Below are 18,780 nucleotides of genomic sequence, written 5' to 3' on the forward strand. Positions count from 1 at the left end.
GGATCAATCCTTCTGGCTAACATCGACCGATGCGCCGCTGCCGCCACCGTCGCCGGAGCGCAGCGTATGGGCGGCGACAGTCGCGCCGTGGGTCATGGTTTGGCGGCGCTTCATGGCGGTGGCCCAGGACGGCGGACCGCTGGACGCCTCCGGCGCGGGCGAAGCGCCGCCGCCCGAAATGGTGCCGCCCGTGGCGGTGACGGCGGCACGGCCGCCGGAGCGGTAGCTGTCCTTGAGCGAGGCAGCGGCTCGACGGAGGGGCGATGTGGCGGCACCCACAGCGGCCCGTCCGACGCCGGCCGCGCCGCCCGCTGCGGCGGCTGCGCCGGTCTTTCCGGCAGAGCCGAGCGCATAGGCGCTGTTTGCTGCGCCGGAGGTGAACGCCGCACCACGGGCCGCGCCGCCAACCGCACCGGCGACTGCGCCAGCGCCGAGGCGAGCGGCGGCAGCGCCGCCGACCAGCGCGCCACCGGCGGCGAGCACGGTTCCGGCCGCGGCGCCAGCACCAAGCGCGGGACCGCCGGAGACGATGCCGTTGGCGATCGACGGGCCGAAGATGCCAAGGCCGAGCAGGCAGAGTGAGGCAAGCGCGACCGCCATCGCGTCCTCGATGGTTGGCTGAGCGCCGCCGAAGCCGGCGCGGAACTCGTCGAACAGGGTGGAGCCGATGCCGACGATGACGGCGAGCACCAGCACCTTGACGCCCGACGAGATGACCAGCCCCAGCACGCGCTCGGCCATGAAGGCGGTCTTGCCGAACAGGCCGAACGGGATCAGCACGAAGCCGGCCAGCGTCGCCAGCTTGAACTCGATCAGCGTGATGAAAAGCTGGATCGCCAGTATGAAGAAGGCGAGGATGACCAGCACCCAGGCGAACAGCAGGCACGCGATCTGGATGAAATTCTCGAAGAAGGCGATCCAGCCCATTAGGTCGGAGATGGATTCGAGGATGGGCTGCCCGGCCTCAAGACCGACCTGAGCAACCCGGCCCGGCTGTAGCAGTTCGGCGGCCGTAAAGCCGGTGCCGGACGCTTTCAGGCCCAAGCCGGCGAAGCTCTCAAAGACGATCCGCGCCAGGCTGTTCCAGTTGCCGATGATGTAGGCGAAGACGCCGACGAACAGTGTCTTCTTGATGAGCCGCGCAAGGATGTCGTCGCCTTCGCCCCACGTCCAGAACAGCGCGGCGAGCGTCACGTCGATGACGATCAGCGTCGTGGCGATGAACGCCACTTCGCCGCCGAGCAGACCGAAACCGCTGTCGATGTAGCGGGTGAAGACATCCAGAAAGCGATCGACGACTCCAGTGCCGCCCATGTCAGTTCTCCTGCGGGGTTGCCCCATCGGCGATGCGGGCGGCGGGACGCGCACCAGGCGCGAGGAAGCGGCGGCGGTTCTCTGCCCATGCGCGGAGGCAGGCGGGATCGCTCGCACCGGCCTGTCCGAGTGACTGGCAGCGACGCAGTTCGATCAGCAGCGGGTCCGTCGCTGGAGTTTCAGCGACGGGCGCTGCCGCCTCGCGCATCGGTTCGGGCGCGCGCGCCAATTCGATCGCGGTCATGGTGATTGCGATGGCGACGAACACGATGGCGCCGATCCGGGCGAGGAGCTTGCTGTCCACGGGCGTTAGTCGCGGAACATGCGGGCATTTCCCGGCTGATAGCCGGTGGATGGCGTCAGGAAGCGCCGACGCCGCTCACGCCCTTCTTCTTCCGCCGCCGCATGGCGAGCCGAATCCAACGCCTGCGCACGACCCTGCGCGGCGAGCAAAGCCGTGAGATCGGCGATCTGCTGCGATTGCAGCGCGAGAAGCTGGTTGCCAGCCTGCGCGGCCTGGAGCGCGCCGGTCGCGGACTGGCTGGACGAGACCAGACTGTCCATCGTCGTGCGTGCGCCGTCGATGTTGCCGACGACGCCGGCCTGAACGCGCAACGCATCCTCGAACGCGCCGACGCTATCCTCCCAGCGCGCATTGGCGTTGGCGACCATCTGCGCGTGGGTGCCGGTGAGCGCGGCACCTTTGTAGCGGCCGTTGAACGCCTGCTGGACGTTCTGCACGTCGTAGGCAATCCGCTGCGCCTCGCCGAGAAGCTGCTGGGTGCGCTGAACCTGTTGCTGCAACTGCTGGAGCGAGCTGAACGGGAGCGATGTGAGATTACGCGCCTCGTTGACGAGGCTCGTCGCCTGCTGCTGAATTTGCTGGATCTGGTTGTTGATCTGCTGGAGCGACCGGGCCGCCGTCAGCACGTTCTGCGCGTAGTTGGTCGGGTCGTAAACTATGCCGCTGAACTGGGCGTGAGCGGGCGTCGCGGCGGTGATGCCGATCATGCTCGACGCGGCGAGCGCAGCGGATAGCACGGCACGGCACAGTAGGGAGGTTTTCATGGGATCGTGTCCTTCAAGGCAAGGGGGAGCTGGCCGGCATCTTCCCGGCCTCCGGCCAGCGGATCGGGTTGGGGTGCGGGAAGAAGTTCGACCGCCCAGGCGCAACCGCGATGGCGCAGCCACTCGGATGCGAAGGCGGATGCGCCGTGCGCCTCCACCAGCTCAGCGATCTGGCGCTGATCGGTCTTGGAAGATGCGGCGGCGAAGGCCAGCGCGACCTCACCAAGCCCCAGCTCGAACAGGCGGTTGCCGCGCCGCGACTGGCAGTAGTAGTCGCGCTTGGGCGTCGCCCGGCTCAGGATTTCGATCTGGCGGGCGTTGAGCCCGAACCGCTCGTAGATCACCGCGATCTGCGGTTCGACCGCGCGTTCGTTCGGCAGGAATATCCGCGTCGGACAGCTCTCGACGATGGCGGGCGCGATCGTGCTGCCCTCGATCTGCGCGAGCGATTGCGTGGCGAAGATGACGCTGGCGTTCTTCTTACGCAGCGTCACCAGCCATTCCGAAAGCTGTTTGGCGAACGCGGGCGATCCCAGCGCCAGCCAGCCCTCGTCGATGATGATGAGCGTCGGGCTGCCGTCGAGCCGCCCTGCGATGCGGTGAAACAGATAGGAGAGCACGGCGGGGGCCGCGCCGCTTTCCATCAAGCCTTCGGTCTCGAACACCTGAACGGCAGTCTCGCCAAGCCGCTCGGTTTCGGCATCGAGCAGCCGGCCCCATGCGCCGCCGACACACCAGGGCGCGAGCGCCTGCTTGAGCTGCTGGCTCTGAAGCAAGACTGCAAGACCCGTCAGGGTGCGCTCCGCGATCGGCGCGGTGGCGAGCGAGGTCAGCGCCGACCAGATATGCTCCTTGGCCTGCGGATCGACGGTCACATTCTCGGATGTGAGGATGGCCGCCAACCATTCGGCGGCCCAGGCGCGTTCTTCGGGCAAGTCGATATGGGCGAGCGGCTGGAGCTGAACGCCGTCGCCGGCCTCGTCCGCGAGCATCCCGCCGAGATCCTGCCAGTCGCCGCCCATGCCGACCGCGGCGGCACGGATGCTTCCGCCGAAATCAAAGGCGAAGACCTGTGCCTTCTCGTAGCGGCGGAACTGCATCGCCATCAGCGCGAGCAACACCGATTTGCCGGAGCCGGTCGGCCCAACGACAGTCATGTGGCCGACATCGCCGACGTGAAGGGAAAACCGGAACGGGGTCGAGCCTTCGGTTCTTGCGTAGAGCAAGGGGGCTGCACCGAAATGCTCGTCCCGTTCCGGCCCCGCCCATACCGCTGACAGGGGGATCAGGTGGGCGAGATTGATGGTGGAGATCGGGGGCTGGCGGACGTTGGCATAGGTGTGGCCGGGAAGGCTTCCCAACCATGCCTCGATCGCGTTCATGCCCTCGGGAATGACGGTGAAATCGCGGCCCTGGATGACCTTCTCGACCAGCCGCAGCTTTTCGGCGGCTACGGCGGGATCGCGGTCCCACACCGTTACGCTGGCGGTGACATAGGCCATGCCGGCGTAGTCGGCTCCCAGCTCCTGCAAGGCGGTGTCGGCGTCGGCCGCTTTGTTCGAGGCGTCGCTGTCGAGCAGCGTCGATGCCTCGTTGGTCATTACTTCCTTGAGGATCGCGGCGACGCTCTTGCGCTTGGCGAACCACTGGCGGCGGATGCGGGTCAGCAGCTTGGTCGCGTCGGTCTTGTCGAGCATGATCGCGCGGGTCGACCAGCGATACTCGAAGGCGAGCCGGTTCAGCTCGTCAAGCAGGCCGGGGAATGTGACGCTCGGGAATCCCGTGATCGTCAGCGTCCGTAGATGATGGTCGCCCAGGCGCGGCTCCAGCCCGCCGGTCAGCGGCTCGTCGGCCAGTAGTGCGTCGAGGTGCATCGGCGTCTCAGGCACGCGCACTCGTTGGCGTCGCGTCGAAATTGTCGAATGGAGGTAAGTCAGCGTCTCGGCGTCATCGAGCCAGCGGACCTCGGGCACGAAACCTTCGACAAGATTGAGCACGCGGTCGCTGCGATCGGTGAAGCCCTTGAGCAACTCCCACGGATCGACGCCGGCTGTGGACCGGCCCTCGTAGAGCCAACTTTCGGCCCGCGCGGCTTCCTCGGCGGGCGGCATCCACAAGAGCGTCAGATAATAGGCGCTCTCGAAATGCGCGCCTTCCTCGCGGAATTGTTCACGCCGTTCCATATCGACCAGCGCCGACACGGGATCGGGGAAATCATCCTCGGGATAGTCGAGCGCGGGTGTCCGCTGCGCTTCTACGAAGATCGCCCAGCCCGAACCAAGCCGGCGAAGCGAATTGTTGAGCCGCGAGGTGGTCGCCACCAGCTCGGCCGGCGTGGCGCTGTCCAGATCAGGGCCGCGGAACCGGGCGGTGCGCTGGAATGAGCCGTCCTTGTTGAGCACGACGCCTTCCCCGACCAGCGCGGCCCAGGGCAGGAAGTCGGCGAGATGCGCCGCCTTGTTGCGGTATTCGCTGAGGCTCATCATGGCTGCATCCAGCTCGGGTAACGGAGGTGGCGGCGGGCCACGTCCACGAATTGCGGATCACGGCGGGCGGCCCAGACGGACAGCGCATGGCCAATGGCCCAGATGACCAGCCCGGCGATCCAGAGGCGCAGGCCGAGGCCGATCGCGCCCGCCAGCGTCCCGTTGACGATGGCGAGCGCGCGCGGAGCGCCGCCGAGCAATATCGGCTCGGTCAGCGCCCGGTGGACGGGGGCATAGAAGCCCGCGATCGGCTCGGCGCTCTCCATCAGACCAGCGCCCCGCCGCCGAAGCTGAAGAACGACAGGAAGAAGGAGCTGGCCGCGAACGCGATCGACAGACCAAAAACGATCTGGATCAGACGGCGGAAGCCGCCGCTCGTATCGCCGAACGCCAGGGTCAGGCCGGTCACGATGATGATGATGACCGCGACGATTTTTGCCACCGGCCCCTCGATGGATTCGAGGATGCTTTGCAGGGGGGCTTCCCACGGCATCGACGAACCGCCCGCGTGAGCCGGAACGGAAATGCTCAGCGCGATCACGCTGGCGGTGGTTGCAAGCATGGCGCGGCGTGCGCCATGCCGAAGGGCATGGATCATGGCAGGTCTCCGGGTTGGGGGGTGGTCAGCGGCGTGAGGCGGTAGTCGCCGGTGGCGGGATCGAGTCCCTCGACGCGGGCCAGCTCGGCAAGGCGGCGGCCGTGTCCGTCGCGGACCAGGACGGCGATGATGTCGATAGTCTCGGCCAGCAGTGCGCGCGGGACCGTCACAACGGCCTCTTGAATGAGCTGCTCCATGCGGCGTAGCGCGCCGAGTGCGGTTCCGGCGTGGATCGTGCCGATCCCACCGGGATGTCCGGTGCCCCAGGCTTTGAGAAGGTCGAGCGCCTCTGCGCCGCGCACCTCGCCGATGGGGATGCGATCAGGACGCAACCGCAGCGAGGACCGGACAAGATCAGACAGCGAAACGACGCCATCCTTGGTCCGCATGGCGACGAGGTTGGGCGCGGAGCATTGCAGTTCGCGCGTGTCCTCGATCAGGACGATGCGGTCGGTCGTCTTGGCGACTTCGGCCAAAAGCGCATTGACGAGCGTGGTCTTTCCACTGCCGGTCCCGCCAGCGACGAGGATGTTGGCGCGGGCTTCGACACCCTGACGCAGCGCGATCGCCGCATCCGGTCGCATGATGCCCGCCGCTGCATAGTGATCGAGCGTGAAGACGGCGACGGCGGGCTTACGGATGGCGAAGGCCGGCGCGGTGACGACAGGCGGCAGCAGCCCCTCGAACCGCTCGCCCCCTTCGGGCAACTCAGCCGAAACGCGCGGAGATCGGGCATGAACCTCGACGCCGACGTGGTGCGCGACTAGGCGGACGATGCGCTCGCCGTCTGCCGCAGTCAGCGACAATCCGGTGTCGCTGATCCCTTCGCCGAGCCGATCGAGCCACAGCCGACCATCGGGGTTCAGCATCACTTCGATGACGGCAGGGTCGTCCAGCCACGCGGCGATTGATGATCCGAGAGCTGTGCGCAGCATTCGCGCACCGCGTGATCTCGCCTCGGATTGGGTTGGCTGGACGGTCAAGACATGGCCCCTGCAATGGACCGGGCGAACCGCCGCCCGGCGTCAGGAGCACATCAAGAGAGCCAGAAAATCGGCTTCTGCAATAGTTCGTTAGAGGCGTAGTAGAGGCGGCGGCACATACTTACCGAGTGCGGATCACATCCTCGGCCGAACCGACGATCTCGGGAAGTTTATTCCGAATCGCTCGGCGTTTTGGGCCATACATCTTCGGGGATTTCGTCGAGCACGCTCTTGCCGCTGGCGAAGCGCCGGCCGAGCGTTTCGATGAAGCCTTCGTAGCGTTTGCGCCCCTTCACTTGGGCGGCCGCCTGATCCTCGTCCGGCAGCGGTGGGGTCACGGACAGCCAGAAGCGGACGAACAGCGCCAGCGCCTCAGTCGAAAGGCCCGTATTACGCTCAAGCCGCTGCACCTGACGCGACAGTCGGTCGAGGCGACGGGCGAACGCTGCCTCCATCCGGTCGGCGCCGTCGGGCGACAGGTAGGACGCCACCGCCGCCTCTACGATCGCCGAGCGTGAGATGCGACGCCGTATCGCCAGCTCGTCAACCTGCTTGGCGAGCGCGGGCGGGAAATAGACGTTGAGACGGGTCCGCATCACAGCCTCCTACAGTTCAATGCCGTCGCCGGGGTCGAGTGACGCCTGCCGCGCGATCCCCTGCATTCGGCGGCGCACGGCGGCCTGCCGCGCCGCATCGTCCTGATCGTCTTCGACGATCGAAAACTCCTGCGCCGGTGGCGGCGATGTTTCGGGCACAATGGCAACATGCTCAGGCAGCTCCGGTTCGCGGCGCAGCCCACCGTTGGCGGCATCCTCGGCCTCGCGAACTATTCGCGCGATGTGGCTGGGATCGGCCGCCGCCTGCCGCCCTGTCCAATCGTCGGGACGGATCTCGGCAGCGATCGATGTGGGCGGCGGCGCGATCCGCTCTGACAAGCGGCTGTCCTGGAAATAGCGCGCCTTCTTCGCCCGGATCGGATGCACGCCCGCCACCATGACGATCTCGTCGTCGGGCGGGAGCTGCATCACCTCGCCCGGCGTGAGGAGCTGGCGGGCGGTCTCGGACCGTGACACCATCAGATGACCCAGCCACGGCGACAGCCGGTGCCCGGCATAGTTCTTCATCGCCCGCATCTCGGTCGCGGTGCCGAGCGCATCGGACACGCGCTTGGCGGTGCGCTCGTCGTTTGTGGCGAAGCTGACACGGACATGGCAGTTGTCGAGGATCGCGTTGTTCGGGCCGTAAGCCTTCTCGATTTGGTTCAATGACTGCGCGATCAGAAACGCCTTGAGGCCGTAGCCCGCCATGAACGCCAGGGCGGACTCGAAGAAATCGAGCCGGCCAAGTGCGGGGAACTCATCGAGCATTAAGAGCACGCGATGGCGGTTGCCCTTCGGTGTCAGTTCCTCGGTCAGTCGGCGCCCGATCTGGTTGAGGATGAGGCGGATCAGCGGCTTGGTGCGCGAGATGTCGCTGGGCGGCACGACCAGATAGAGCGTGGCCGGCCGATCGTCCTCCACTAGATCCGATATGCGCCACTGGCACGCCCGCGTGACCTGCGCGACCACGGGATCACGATAGAGGCCGAGGAACGACATGGCGGTCGAGAGCACACCCGAGCGTTCGTTGTCCGACTTGTTCAGCAGCTCGCGCGCGGCCGAAGCGACGACGGGATGCACGCCGGCTTCGCCCAAATGCGGCGTCGCCATCATCGCCGCCAGGGTCTGCTCGATCGTGCGCGCCGGGTCCGACAAAAATCCGGCGACGCCGGCCAAGGTTTTGTCGGTCTCCGCATAGAGGACGTGGAGGATGGCGCCGACGAGCAGCGAGTGGGAGGTTTTCTCCCAATGGTTCCGACGCTCCAGCGAGCCTTCCGGGTCCACCAGCACGTCGGCGACGTTCTGCACGTCGCGCACTTCCCACTGGCCGCGCCGCACTTCCAGCAACGGGTTATATGCGGCCGACTGCGCATTGGTCGGATCGAACAGCAGCACGCGGCCGTGCCGAGACCGGAAGCCGGCTGTCAGGGTCCAGTTCTCGCCCTTGATGTCGTGGACGATCGCCGATGCCGGCCAGGTCAGCAATGACGGCACGACCAGGCCGACGCCCTTGCCGCTGCGTGTCGGCGCGAAGCACAGCACATGCTCGGGGCCGTCGTGGCGCAGATAGTCGCGGGCGAGCTTGCCGAGCATGACGCCGTTTGGCCCGAGCAGCCCGGCGGCGCGCACCTCCCGCACACTCGCCCAGCGCGCCGAGCCATAGGTCTCGGCGTTCTTCAGTTCGCGCGCTCGCCACACCGACATGCCGATCGCGACGACGATCGCGGCAAACCCGCCCGAGACGGCGATGAACGCGCCGGTCTGGAATATCTGCGGCGCATAGGCGTCGAACGAGAACCACCACCAGAAGAAGGCCGGCGGCGGATAGATCGGCCAGTCGAACGCCACGAACCACGGCGGACCAAGCTCGGCCTGATAGGCGAGCGCCGCCGCGGTCCATTGGGTCGCGCCCCACACGCCGACCAACACGATCAGGAACACCGTGATGACCTGGCCCCATAATATCTTCGTCGCGGACATGGCTTTTCTCCTTCAGTCAGATGCCGAGGCCGCGCTTGCGGCCTAGCGCCCAGTCGATGCCGCCACCGGCCCGGACGACGCCGGAGACCTGACGGCCGAGTTGCTGTTCGAGGGGGCTGGCCCAGGGCACGAGCCGGAAGCCAAGGCCATCGTCGATCATGGCGAAGCGGCCCGACGCCAGCGCGAGGCGCTGGCGGACGACGCCCGCGATCTTCTCGCCGGATGCGGTGGGCCGGTAGGTCCGCCCGGTTTCGCCCGCGATCTTTGCGCCGACGGAATCCAGCTCACGCTTGCGCAGCGTGTCGAGCATCCCGCGCTCGAACACCGTGCGCTCGCCGAAGCGCCGCGCCAGCCCCTCCTTGACGAGATGGTCGGTGCGCGAATCCATCGCTCGATGTACTTCCGCGCCGAACCCGCCGTCCGCCACACCCGCGCCGCGCTCGATAAGGCGATGGTCGAGCCAGGTCGCGCCGGGCGCTTTCACCTGTGCGGCAAGGTCGAGGTCCGATCGCGTCGCCAGCACGAGCGTCGGCTTCTCCTCGCCGGGCCGTCCAACGCCACGCAGTTCGACGATGCCGCCGAGCTTGGGGCTATGCTCCAGCGCCTCGATGCCGGGTAGCCGGACATGATGGGTCCGCCCGTCCGTGCCGTCGATCACGGCATAGGCGGCTCCATAGAGTTCGTCGTGCAGCCCCTTGTCGATCAGCCGGCCGACGATCGGCTTCTCGGGCGCACCGCTGACGACCGCATAGCTATCGAGCGGGCGATGCTGTCCCTGATCCTTCAGTGCCTGGCCGATGGTGCGGATGATGTCGCCGCGCGTGCCCAGCTCGCGCAACTTCGTCTGCGCCCCCTCGGCGACCGCCCATCGGCCCGGATCGCCCTCGGCCGCGAGCCCCATCGTCTTCAGATGTTGCAACCGCCCGACCATCAAACGGCGGAGACGCGGATCGTCCGGGCCAGGCCGCTCGGCGCGCAGGTCGATCACACCCAGTTCGTCGGCGGCGCGCCCGATCTCTGCATCGAGCCGGGTCCAGCGCTCGGCCGTCACCTCTCGGTCGAGCGCGCGCTGCACTTCATGCTCGGGCTTCGGCCCCAGCTCGGCGAAGGCCAGTTCCTCGGCGCGCGAGCGCAGGCCGTGGCCGATATAGTCGCGGGCAATAACGAGATCCTGGCCCTGATCGTTGACGCCGCGCACCAGCAGATGGACGTGCGGGTTGTCGGTATTCCAGTGATCGACCGCTACCCAATCGAGCCGCGTGCCGAGGTCGCTTTCCATCTGCCGGACGAGATCGCGGGTGTATTCGCGCAGGTCGGTCAACTCGGCCGCATCCTCGGGCGAGACGATGATGCGGAAATGGTGCCGATCATCCTTGCATCGCTCGGCGAAGCCACGATCGTCGGCGCGGTCCCCGTCCGAGTCGAACATGCGCGTCGGCGAGCCGTCGCGGGTCACGCCGTCGCGTTTCAGATAGGCGATGTGCGCGGACAGCGGCGCCATGCGCCGCCCGCCCCGGCTGCGGGCGGTGACAGGCAGCATCTTGACCAACACCCGGCGCTGCGATCCGAACAGCCGACTGCGGGCGAAGGCCGTGCGGCCCTGTCCGAAATGCGAGTGGCCGCCACGGCGCGGCCCGCCGGCGGTGCGCCGGCCGCTGCTGTGGATCGCCGCGACGCGCAGCACTTCGGCGACAAGGCCGCGTGCGTTGCGCCCCTGCGCCTTGCTGCGCTTGGCCTTGCCCGGCCGGACGCGAAAGTCGCTGTCCTCGGTCATGGCCGGGCCGCTTTCGGTCGAAAATGGCCTGCGGTGCCATTCGAGGCGTTGTTTTCTCTGCCTTTTTTCTTCCGTGCGGCACGCGCGCCGACCGACGCCCCCATGTGAAGCCACGGAAAAGCCAGAGCTTTTCGGCGAAACGGGGTGCGGCTTATATCTTGCCCTCGCACCTCCCCCCAGTTTCCTGCCCTCCCGGTTCCCTTGTTGAATCCGGTGGCCGATCGGGAGCGAGCACCGGTCATTGCGGTCGGCCCGCGCGGGCGCGGGGAACGAACAACGTGTCCGCCTGCGTTTCCGGTGACGAAGGCACAGCGCCTTCTTGCGCTTCGGTAGGACGTGGCGCGATCGTTGACGGCGCATCGGATGTGTCGTCCGATTGCGCGGCCGGCGACACGGACCCGCTGCCTGTGATGCGGACGAACAGCGCCGCACGACGCCACGCGAAGCGATCCGGCGGCGCACTCACCGCCGTTTCGACCGCTCCCGGTGCGCCAACTACGGCCGTAAGTTGCGCGAGATAGCCGACCGTCTCGGCGGGCAGCGGGCGGCCGCGCGATACATAGTCATCGTAGCGCCCCGGTCCCGCATTATAGGCCGCCAGCATCGCGCTAGGATTGCCGTAGCGGTCGTGCATCTCGCGCAGATAAGCCGCACCCGCCATGATGTTGTCGCGCACGTCGAACGGGTCGGTTCCGAGACCGTAACGGGCGCGCAGCCCTGCCCAGGTCGCGGGCATGATCTGCATCAGCCCCATCGCGCCAGCCCGCGAGACGGCGCGCGAATTGCCTCGGCTTTCGACACGCATGACCGCCCAAATCCACACTTCGGGGATGCCGAACCGCCGCGCGGCGTCGGCGACATCGCCGGCGTAAGGATGTGCTGCGACCGGGACGGCGACGGTCGCTTGTTGCGCCCAAGCCGTTCCCGGCGCAGCGCCACTGGACAGCAGAACGGCGGCAATCAATATGGCCGAACCGACTCCGCTTCGCCGCCAGCCTGCCACCGTGCTCTCTGCGGTAAAGGGTTCGCGCGAAGCGCCGACCTTCGGCCGCCCTTGACCTCCGCTGCGCGCGTTGGCCGGCCTTGGGCCGAGCGGGACGAAGGGATGAGACGGCTTTCCCGCGAACAAAGGGATGAAGATGGATCGCACCGGCTCAGTCCTGCTCGCGCGTCTTTGGCTGGCGATTCCAGCGCAGCGACCAGGCCGATTTGTCGCCCGTGGTCTGGAACAGCGCGGCGCGGATCGGCTGTGCGAACGCGGGGTCGTCGATGCGCACCGAGACGTAATCTCCCGCGCGCTCGCCGGTCTCGTTCCAGCCCGCGCCTATCTCCGGGCCTTCGCTGTCGCCGCGGTGGACGCGCCAGTCGGGCGCCTTGTCGGCGTCGCTCTGCTCGGCCGGAACGATCGAGATACGGATGTCGAGCGTCGCTGTCTCGATGATGCCTTCATAGCCGTTTTCGGTGCGGAAAAAGCTGCCGATCTGCATGGGAATGTCCTTTCGTTTGGTGGGTGGAGGGGGATTCAAGGCCGAGCTGCACGCCACGTCAGCGGCGCTTCGGGGGTGTCGCGGGTGATGATCGGGATCGCGCGGCCGAGTACGGTTGAGGCTGGCAGCGGCCCGAAATAGCGACCGTCCAAGCTGTCGGGATGATCGGGGTTGAGCAGCAGCAGCTCACCGGCTGCGAGCGTGCGGCAACCTTGCCACGCGGGCAGCGGACGGCCGACCCGGTCCCGGATCAGGGCGACGGCAACCGCCCGCTCGTCAACGCTGACTGTGGCGCCGATCCGGCAAACGCGCTGCCCCGTCTTGGCGGCGACATGCTTCAACAGCGGCACGTCGTGGCCGAGATAGCCGCGCTCAGCCATCCAATGGCCGAGCCGTTCGGGCGGCGCGACGGCGATAAGCGCGCCAACGGGCGGATCGCTGTCGGGCCGTATGCGATAAAGGCCGAGGGGCGCGCTCGCGCTAGCGTTCCAGATGATGCGCGGCAGCGGATCGGTCAGCGCGACGGCAGCAAATGACAGGACAAACACTGACGCAGCGGCGGCGGTCGCGCGAAAATAGAAACGGCGCGTCATCCCTCGATCTCCCGGCGCTTGAGCCAGGCGCGATGACGCTCCTGTGTGTAAGGACGCGGGATTTGTCCGGCGGCGATGCGGTTATGAACGTGCCGCCAGTGGTCGGGCGCGGCGTCGCACGGATCGACGCCGGCCGCCTCGGTCGCGTCGATCGCGACGAGCACTTGGCTGACCTTGGGCCAGCCCTCGACCTTGAGCAGGATGTCGCCACCCGGCCGCACGAACGGCAACGTGGTGAACGGCTCGCTCTTGCCGACCGCGCGCACGATGTCGATGCGCGAATTGATCGTGCCATAGTCGTTCGCCGCCCAGCGGACGAACGCGAAGATCGCGCCGGGCCGAAAGCGGACGATGCGGCGGCGGCGATCGACGATCTCGTCCACGGTAACGCGGCCAAACCTGATCCAGTGCTCGATCCGCTTCTCGATCCAGGTCAGTTCAACGCGGGTCATACCGTCGTCGGACGGCTGGTGGTGACGCATGGGTGACGGCGGGACGGTCATCGCCGGCTCCGGGCGATGGCCGAATCCTTGCGCGGCATAAGGTCGTCCTGACCCGGATCGGACGTCGAATGCTTGATACCGATGTCGGCCCATGCTCGCAGGTCATCGACCGAATAGACGACGCGACCGCCGATTCGGCGGTAAGCGGGGCCGGTGCCGAAATAGCGGTGTTTCTCCAGCGTGCGACCGGAAAGGCCAAGGAAGCGTGCGGCTTCCGGCGTGCGCAGGAAGCGGGGCGGCAAGTTGGTGGGCGTATCGGACAAGTGACGGCTCCTGCGGGTGGTGGCGGCAGGAGGCGTAATTGTCAGAATGCAAGCGGCTGGGTGGGGTATGAAGATGTGCGGCTGCGCGGATGTGACCCCCCCCCGCGACAGCGGGCCGGAGTGGGCGATTCAGCGGATGCGGAGCAGCTTGCGGTAGTCACCTTTCATCATGGCGATGCCATCACGGACTAGGCGAACCACGAATGACCGGGTCGCTGACATTTTCCAGTCGCTAGCGGAGAGCTTGGTCGCATCCTCGCGCCCCAGCTCGACCGCGATCTGGCGATAGGTTGCACCGCCATCACGCAAATCAAGGGCGCGGAGGATCAGGTTTAGGCGGGCCAAACGATAGGGTGTGAGCGGCCAACCGCGCGGCAACGGACCGGCCTCCCGGCCGAGCAGCCGCCGATGGAAGCGCAACAGGGTGGCGATGCGGGTAACGAAGTCCCGGTCGAGCGGAACGATGGCGGCGAGCGGCCGGCCGGGTGTCGAGTTACGCAGCCACAGACGGTGCTCGCCGGCCGCGTCAGCGACAATGACATGGCGCCCGTCAATCCCCGCTAAGTCCGCGAGCAGCGCACCGAGCGTGCGTGGATCGACCGGCTGGGCGGTCGCGAAACCATCCGGCGCGGCGTCGAGGATGACGGTCACGGCGGACAGCTCTGGCCGCCAGATGATGGGGTCGGTCAGGTCATCCGGCGCCGTGGCGAAAGGATAACCCCCAATGCCGCGCGAACACCGTTTCGGCGGCGTTCTTGGCGACGGCGCCGTCTGCGATGCGCTGCTGCATCTGCGCATATTCGGCGCGATAGGTGCGATTTCGGCGTAAAAACTCGGCGGCTATGTCGGCGCGCCCCAGCGCATCGGACAGTCTGCCGATGCGCCGCTGGCGACGCGCTGGCGGCGTCGGCATGGCATCCTCTCAATCACGCTTTTAGCGCGGCCTATGAAAGGTCCAAGATCGTCATGTAGAGTACGCGCGATAGCGCTAAGTGTGCTCACAACCATGCCGTGTAGGCAGTAATGTGAACTGGCGATTGGTCCGAAATGGAGAGTAATATTAACTATTTAGCCGCGCCCTGTTCTTAGCAAATAGGCGTACCCGATTTCCGTCATCCATCGCGCACGGACAAGGTGGCTTTCGTGCATGAGCTTTGCACGATCCGGCTCACGTGCAACGTCGATACCGAAGATCAAACCAGCGGTTTCACGCCAATCCGCCCCGACGGCATCAGCGTCGAGCAACCACAAGTAATCGCTGAGATGGCCTTCATCATAAGCCGTAAGATCGGCAGAGTTGGGCGCGCAATCATCGAAAAATTTGTTGTTCATCTCATTCTCGCCGATCCGTGCCCTTAACTAACTAGATCAGGTCACTGCATTTTCTATGTGCGTAATAGGCATGATTGGCGGCGAATCTTGCATGGCTCGCCGACACTCCAAAGGGCTGCTGATTTGCGGTGCGCCCCCGCAAACAGCTCCTATGACCCGTGATCGGGGAGTTGGAAAACCGGAATATCTCGGTCCCTATGACCTTTAGCCCGAGAGCCTGTTGTATACGCCACAGGCTCCCCGACCATGCGGTCAAGGATGGCGGCGTCGTCACGGCCGACGCCCAACCGGATATTCCGGGGTTTCCACGCCCCAGGCCGCCGCGTAGCGGCCCTCTGTCCTTCTACGGCAGCGGCAACGAGAATTCCACTACCAAGCGCGAGCCGGGAGCAAGCCCGGCGAGCGCACTTTTAGACCCACTCGTTCAAGATACTGAGGAAGCCCGGCGGCTTGAGCCGCCGGGCTTCACCTGCTCCTGGTCAGAACGGAATGTCATCGTCAAGGCCGTCGGAGGAGCCGCCGCCTGTCTGCGCGGGCTTTGACCGGCTCAGGAAGTCCACCGTCTCGGCGATGATCTCGCAGCCGTAGCGGTCAGCACCCTGTTGGTCGGTCCACTTGGTATAGTGGATGCGGCCGCGGACCAGCACTTTCATGCCCTTCTCGCAATGCTCCTGAATGGTCTTGCCTAGGCCGTTAAAGGCGGTGATCCGGTGCCATTCAGTGTCCTGCACGCGATAACCGTTGTCATCCCGAACGACTTTGCCCTCCGAATAGCGGGGGCGCGAGGTTGCGAGGGTGAAGTGGGTGATATGGGTGCCGCCCTGCGTGGTGCGGCTTTCCGGATTCTGGCCGATGTTGCCGGCGAGTATGACGATGTTCTGCATGATCTAAGTTTCCGTTGCTTCAAGTCCGAGGGACCGTCCCTCCGACGAGACCCGGCCAAGACCGTCGGGAGGAGCAGGCATCGACGCGCAGCGGAGACCTGACCCCCAAGGCCCGAAGTGGTGCGGGCAGGCGCTTCAGCGCCAACACGGTTCGGAAGCCGCGGGGGTTGCTGGCGATAACCGAACGGGCTTAGGGGATCAGTCAGTCGGAGAGGCTGTTCGCTCGGCGAAGCGGCACGGAGCGATTTGCAAAAACAGAGGATCTCACAGCGGTGAACGCACGATCAACCCGGTAGCCGAATCTGGGCGCTGCTACTTCGCCGCTTCCTCGCCTTCGCCCTGCCATGTCGGCTGGGGTCGTTTGACGGGACAGATGGCCACGTGCGGTTTGCCGATCCCGTGTTTCTGCCGAGGACAAGACAAACCAGTCAGGCGCCGGAAAGGAACTTTGCTGGTCGCCGGCATTCCCCCGGAGAGACCGGCCCAGAGCAACAAAAGCGGCGATGGGATTTCGCCGAATGGACGCCTAGCGAGGCGCGCAGACGGGCGGCGGCGATGACTGGCATCGTAGTCATTGCCGATCCGAGTTGCGCGAGCCCGGAGGAGGCGCGCCCCGGTCTTCGTCGGTTTCATGCGGAATGACCGATAAGTCCAGCGCGGTCTAAGGGCGCTGGATATGAACGGCAGGCATGGCCCACTACCAATAAAACCGAGCGACCGCGCAAGGCAGGGATGCACTACGCAACCGCCTCTGTCCTTTCGCCAGCCGGGCCCACTGCGGTTGCAGGCTGTATGAAAAAGATGCGAGGCCGGCTCGGCGCATGTCATCGGCCAGTTTTTGCAGTCGACGCCTTCGGTGCGGTTCAGCGCCGAAGGCGGATGAAGCGTTTCGATTAAGCCGTGAAGGGATCATATTCGTGAACGATGCTGGCCATATCCCCATCGAACTCACGTGCTTCGACGACGCCGAAGATACGGTCGCTGATCTTAAAGACGATTATGGAGGTCATCAGAGTCCGTGCGAGATTCCAGGCATGGGACTGAGCGATTTTAAGGGACATTGAACCGGCTCCTGTCTTTGGGAGCGGGGACCATCCCCGCTCGACAGGCGCCCGAAGTGTCGGGCGGACGGCCGCAATCACCGCACAGGCGAAGCCTGAAGGCCGCACGCTCGCGTAGCGGACCCTTTACGGGTTGATGGCGACAGGCCATCCGTCCGACCAAGGATAGCGACTCAAAGAGCGGGGTGGTGCGCGCGGAGAACGGAGTTGGATGCCCCGACAGGGTGATTGTTCAGACCTATAGCGACTTCACCAGCGATCAACTGTGTCGAACGAGGCCAAGAGGTTGCGTTTGCGGAAACCGTAGGCGCGATCTGCGCCGGTTTTCTGCTTGGCGTCTTGGTGCTTCCCGGATGAGGCGCCCGCCGGGGCCAAGTGCGCAAATCAGCAGCCGACCCAGGAAGAAGGCATTAGCTTTGGGCAATCGCGATCACCTTGGCTGGGGCCATAGCGGAATCATGCCGAGCAAATCAGGAATGGGAACGGATGTGGGGAGCCCCTCTTCACTTCGCACACGGGATCACACGCAACGGGCGATATGCCAGAACGGCCGGGCTTTACCTACGTCCATGTCGGGCAATCGCCGGTGGCAGGAGGCCGCTCCCATCGGGTGACAGGTTTGGCGGCGCTTACGCGCCGCCACGCTGCCGAAAGTCCCAGACCTTGATGCCCATAGCCTTGGCCTTGTCGCGGATGTTGTCCTGAATGCCGGTGCCGGGAAAGACGACGAGACCCTTCGGCATCGTTTCAAGCACATCGTCATTGCGCTTGAACGGCGCGGCCCGCTTGTGCTTGTCCCAATCGGGCTCGAAGGGGACGCTCGGGACGCCGCGATTGTCCGCCCACAGGACGGAGATGTGCTCGCCGCCGGTGCCGGTCGCGCCATGCAGCAGCACCATGTCGGGGAACTTCGCCTTGATCCGGTCCAGCGTCGCGAAGATGAAATTGACATCGTTGAACGCCGGACCCGAGGAGACCGCAATGCGGGTGCCGGGCGGCATGAGCACCTGCTTGTCGGCCCATTTGCGCGCATTGATGAAGTCGCGGCTGGAGATAACCGCCGAGGTGAGCGCCTTGCGGTTGACCTTCGAGCCGGAGCGCGGCGTCCAGGCTTTGCGGATATGGATGCGGTAGTGATCGGCGCAGGCGTCGCGGAAGAACTCCATCGCGTCCCGGCGCTCGATCATGGTCGCGCCCTCGCGCAGCAGCCGCTCCAGCTCGACCGACTTCACCTCGGAGCCATCCTGTTCGCGCTGGCTGCGCTTCTGGGCGAACTCGTTGTCGTCCAACTCGCGCTCGATCCGTTCGCCGGCGCGCTGGAAGACGTTGGTGATGTTCCAGAGCAGATCTTCAAGATCGGGTTCGAGCCGCGTGTCGATCAGGCACGAAACCATCGCGTCGAAGATGTCGGCGACTGCACCCTCGGCCGAGCGGGAGTCGGGGAGCGGGCGCTGGTCGGGCTCGTCCTCGAAGGGCCGGTATCCGTAAAGGGCCATCTCCTGAAGCAAGTACGCGGTGGGGGATTCCTCGTGCTCGGGTTCATGGTCGGGAAGCGGATTGTCGGTTGTCATGGCGACGCCTCTCATCGGTTGACCGCGCCCTCCGCGGCCTTCGCAGGCGTCGAAAGACGGCGGGCGAACCGGGCCTGCACCGCCAACCCCGCCCCTCGCGGGGTGGCGGCCAAGCGCAGCGCCGGACGGCAGGGCGGCGGCTAATTTGTTTCGCGATGCAAAGCGGCCGCTCGCGGCCGCGGCGGAAATTAGCCGCCGAACGCCGTTGCCGGGCCGGGGCGGCTGTCGTCCCGAACGCCTCTCAAGAAGGCAGCAAGGGCGCGGGCCTCTCCGATGATCGCAAG

At 66.1% G+C, this 18,780-nt stretch carries 20 protein-coding genes; all 20 read right to left on the reverse strand.

Features of this window, described 5'->3' with window-relative positions; all coding sequences use genetic code 11:
- Positions 1–3: 3 nt before the first annotated feature.
- Complete coding sequence (trbL, locus tag FA702_RS10470) at positions 4–1,314, reverse strand: P-type conjugative transfer protein TrbL (RefSeq protein WP_136956096.1); 1,311 nt, start codon at positions 1,312–1,314, stop codon at positions 4–6.
- A gap of 1 nt (position 1,315) precedes the next feature.
- Positions 1,316–1,618: a putative entry exclusion protein TrbK-alt gene (gene trbK-alt, locus FA702_RS10475; RefSeq protein WP_136956097.1), complete on the reverse strand. Its 303-nt coding sequence runs from the start codon at positions 1,616–1,618 to the stop codon at positions 1,316–1,318.
- 5 nt (positions 1,619–1,623) lie between these two features.
- Complete coding sequence (gene trbJ / locus FA702_RS10480) at positions 1,624–2,382, reverse strand: P-type conjugative transfer protein TrbJ (protein ID WP_136956098.1); 759 nt, start codon at positions 2,380–2,382, stop codon at positions 1,624–1,626.
- On the reverse strand, positions 2,379–4,868 hold the full coding sequence (gene trbE / locus FA702_RS10485) for a conjugal transfer protein TrbE (protein WP_136956099.1): 2,490 nt from the start codon (positions 4,866–4,868) through the stop codon (positions 2,379–2,381). Before trbE ends, trbJ begins: the two co-directional genes overlap by 4 nt.
- Positions 4,865–5,134 (reverse strand): VirB3 family type IV secretion system protein, encoded by a 270-nt coding sequence (locus tag FA702_RS10490; protein WP_136956100.1) that lies wholly within the window; start codon positions 5,132–5,134, stop codon positions 4,865–4,867. The genes trbE and FA702_RS10490 overlap by 4 nt, the downstream gene beginning before the upstream one ends.
- Positions 5,134–5,466: a TrbC/VirB2 family protein gene (locus FA702_RS10495; RefSeq protein ID WP_136956101.1), complete on the reverse strand. Its 333-nt coding sequence runs from the start codon at positions 5,464–5,466 to the stop codon at positions 5,134–5,136. The genes FA702_RS10490 and FA702_RS10495 overlap by 1 nt, the downstream gene beginning before the upstream one ends.
- Complete coding sequence (gene trbB / locus FA702_RS10500) at positions 5,463–6,401, reverse strand: P-type conjugative transfer ATPase TrbB (RefSeq protein ID WP_370385461.1); 939 nt, start codon at positions 6,399–6,401, stop codon at positions 5,463–5,465. The genes FA702_RS10495 and trbB overlap by 4 nt, the downstream gene beginning before the upstream one ends.
- 218 nt (positions 6,402–6,619) lie before the next feature.
- The gene (locus FA702_RS10505; protein WP_136956103.1) at positions 6,620–7,045 is read right to left on the reverse strand and encodes a CopG family transcriptional regulator; all 426 of its coding nucleotides are present in this window, start codon (positions 7,043–7,045) and stop codon (positions 6,620–6,622) included.
- A 9-nt stretch (positions 7,046–7,054) separates the two neighbouring features.
- Positions 7,055–9,028, reverse strand: coding sequence for a conjugal transfer protein TraG (locus tag FA702_RS10510; protein WP_136956104.1), 1,974 nt, complete (start codon positions 9,026–9,028; stop codon positions 7,055–7,057).
- A 16-nt stretch (positions 9,029–9,044) separates the two neighbouring features.
- Positions 9,045–10,802 (reverse strand): DUF3363 domain-containing protein, encoded by a 1,758-nt coding sequence (locus FA702_RS10515; protein ID WP_136956105.1) that lies wholly within the window; start codon positions 10,800–10,802, stop codon positions 9,045–9,047.
- Positions 10,803–11,040: 238 nt separating this feature from the next.
- Entirely contained in the window at positions 11,041–11,952 is a 912-nt protein-coding gene (locus tag FA702_RS10520) for a lytic transglycosylase domain-containing protein (RefSeq protein ID WP_136956106.1), read from the reverse strand.
- A 4-nt stretch (positions 11,953–11,956) separates the two neighbouring features.
- Entirely contained in the window at positions 11,957–12,289 is a 333-nt protein-coding gene (locus FA702_RS10525; RefSeq protein WP_136956107.1) for a DUF736 domain-containing protein, read from the reverse strand.
- A 35-nt stretch (positions 12,290–12,324) separates the two neighbouring features.
- Positions 12,325–12,882 carry a S26 family signal peptidase gene (locus FA702_RS10530; protein ID WP_136956108.1) on the reverse strand — a complete coding sequence of 186 codons (558 nt, stop codon included), beginning with the start codon at positions 12,880–12,882 and terminating at the stop codon, positions 12,325–12,327.
- On the reverse strand, positions 12,879–13,385 hold the full coding sequence (locus FA702_RS10535) for a DUF2840 domain-containing protein (protein ID WP_136956109.1): 507 nt from the start codon (positions 13,383–13,385) through the stop codon (positions 12,879–12,881). The genes FA702_RS10530 and FA702_RS10535 overlap by 4 nt, the downstream gene beginning before the upstream one ends.
- Positions 13,382–13,648, reverse strand: a complete 267-nt coding sequence (locus FA702_RS10540; protein ID WP_136956110.1) for an AlpA family transcriptional regulator — start codon at positions 13,646–13,648, stop codon at positions 13,382–13,384. Before FA702_RS10540 ends, FA702_RS10535 begins: the two co-directional genes overlap by 4 nt.
- Before the next feature lie 129 nt (positions 13,649–13,777).
- The gene (locus tag FA702_RS10545; RefSeq protein WP_255504524.1) at positions 13,778–14,299 is read right to left on the reverse strand and encodes a DUF2285 domain-containing protein; all 522 of its coding nucleotides are present in this window, start codon (positions 14,297–14,299) and stop codon (positions 13,778–13,780) included.
- A 40-nt stretch (positions 14,300–14,339) separates the two neighbouring features.
- Positions 14,340–14,561 (reverse strand): transcriptional regulator domain-containing protein, encoded by a 222-nt coding sequence (locus FA702_RS10550; RefSeq protein ID WP_136956111.1) that lies wholly within the window; start codon positions 14,559–14,561, stop codon positions 14,340–14,342.
- Positions 14,562–14,716: 155 nt separating this feature from the next.
- Positions 14,717–14,980, reverse strand: coding sequence for a hypothetical protein (locus FA702_RS10555; RefSeq protein ID WP_136956112.1), 264 nt, complete (start codon positions 14,978–14,980; stop codon positions 14,717–14,719).
- Between the two features lie 479 nt (positions 14,981–15,459).
- Complete coding sequence (locus FA702_RS10560; protein ID WP_136956113.1) at positions 15,460–15,864, reverse strand: single-stranded DNA-binding protein; 405 nt, start codon at positions 15,862–15,864, stop codon at positions 15,460–15,462.
- A 1,690-nt stretch (positions 15,865–17,554) separates the two neighbouring features.
- Positions 17,555–18,496, reverse strand: a complete 942-nt coding sequence (locus FA702_RS10565; RefSeq protein WP_136956114.1) for a DUF2493 domain-containing protein — start codon at positions 18,494–18,496, stop codon at positions 17,555–17,557.
- Positions 18,497–18,780: the final 284 nt, after the last annotated feature.

This window comes from Novosphingobium sp. EMRT-2 (assembly GCF_005145025.1).
Classification (GTDB): Bacteria; Pseudomonadota; Alphaproteobacteria; order Sphingomonadales; family Sphingomonadaceae; genus Novosphingobium.

Excerpts from the sequence above, each read along its gene's own strand:
- FA702_RS10555 (WP_136956112.1), bottom strand. The coding sequence starts at position 14,980 with ATGAACAACAAATTTTTCGATGATTGCGCGCCCAACTCTGCCGATCTT.
- FA702_RS10530 (WP_136956108.1), bottom strand. The coding sequence starts at position 12,882 with ATGACGCGCCGTTTCTATTTTCGCGCGACCGCCGCCGCTGCGTCAGTG.
- trbJ (WP_136956098.1), bottom strand. The coding sequence starts at position 2,382 with ATGAAAACCTCCCTACTGTGCCGTGCCGTGCTATCCGCTGCGCTCGCC.
- FA702_RS10525 (WP_136956107.1), bottom strand. The coding sequence starts at position 12,289 with ATGCAGATCGGCAGCTTTTTCCGCACCGAAAACGGCTATGAAGGCATC.
- FA702_RS10490 (WP_136956100.1), bottom strand. The coding sequence starts at position 5,134 with ATGGAGAGCGCCGAGCCGATCGCGGGCTTCTATGCCCCCGTCCACCGG.
- FA702_RS10515 (WP_136956105.1), bottom strand. The coding sequence starts at position 10,802 with ATGACCGAGGACAGCGACTTTCGCGTCCGGCCGGGCAAGGCCAAGCGC.
- FA702_RS10505 (WP_136956103.1), bottom strand. The coding sequence starts at position 7,045 with ATGCGGACCCGTCTCAACGTCTATTTCCCGCCCGCGCTCGCCAAGCAG.
- FA702_RS10535 (WP_136956109.1), bottom strand. The coding sequence starts at position 13,385 with ATGACCGTCCCGCCGTCACCCATGCGTCACCACCAGCCGTCCGACGAC.
- FA702_RS10560 (WP_136956113.1), bottom strand. The coding sequence starts at position 15,864 with ATGCAGAACATCGTCATACTCGCCGGCAACATCGGCCAGAATCCGGAA.
- trbE (WP_136956099.1), bottom strand. The coding sequence starts at position 4,868 with ATGATGAGCCTCAGCGAATACCGCAACAAGGCGGCGCATCTCGCCGAC.
- FA702_RS10510 (WP_136956104.1), bottom strand. The coding sequence starts at position 9,028 with ATGTCCGCGACGAAGATATTATGGGGCCAGGTCATCACGGTGTTCCTG.
- FA702_RS10495 (WP_136956101.1), bottom strand. The coding sequence starts at position 5,466 with ATGATCCATGCCCTTCGGCATGGCGCACGCCGCGCCATGCTTGCAACC.
- FA702_RS10565 (WP_136956114.1), bottom strand. The coding sequence starts at position 18,496 with ATGACAACCGACAATCCGCTTCCCGACCATGAACCCGAGCACGAGGAA.
- FA702_RS10550 (WP_136956111.1), bottom strand. The coding sequence starts at position 14,561 with ATGCCGACGCCGCCAGCGCGTCGCCAGCGGCGCATCGGCAGACTGTCC.
- trbB (WP_370385461.1), bottom strand. The coding sequence starts at position 6,401 with ATGCTGCGCACAGCTCTCGGATCATCAATCGCCGCGTGGCTGGACGAC.
- trbL (WP_136956096.1), bottom strand. The coding sequence starts at position 1,314 with ATGGGCGGCACTGGAGTCGTCGATCGCTTTCTGGATGTCTTCACCCGC.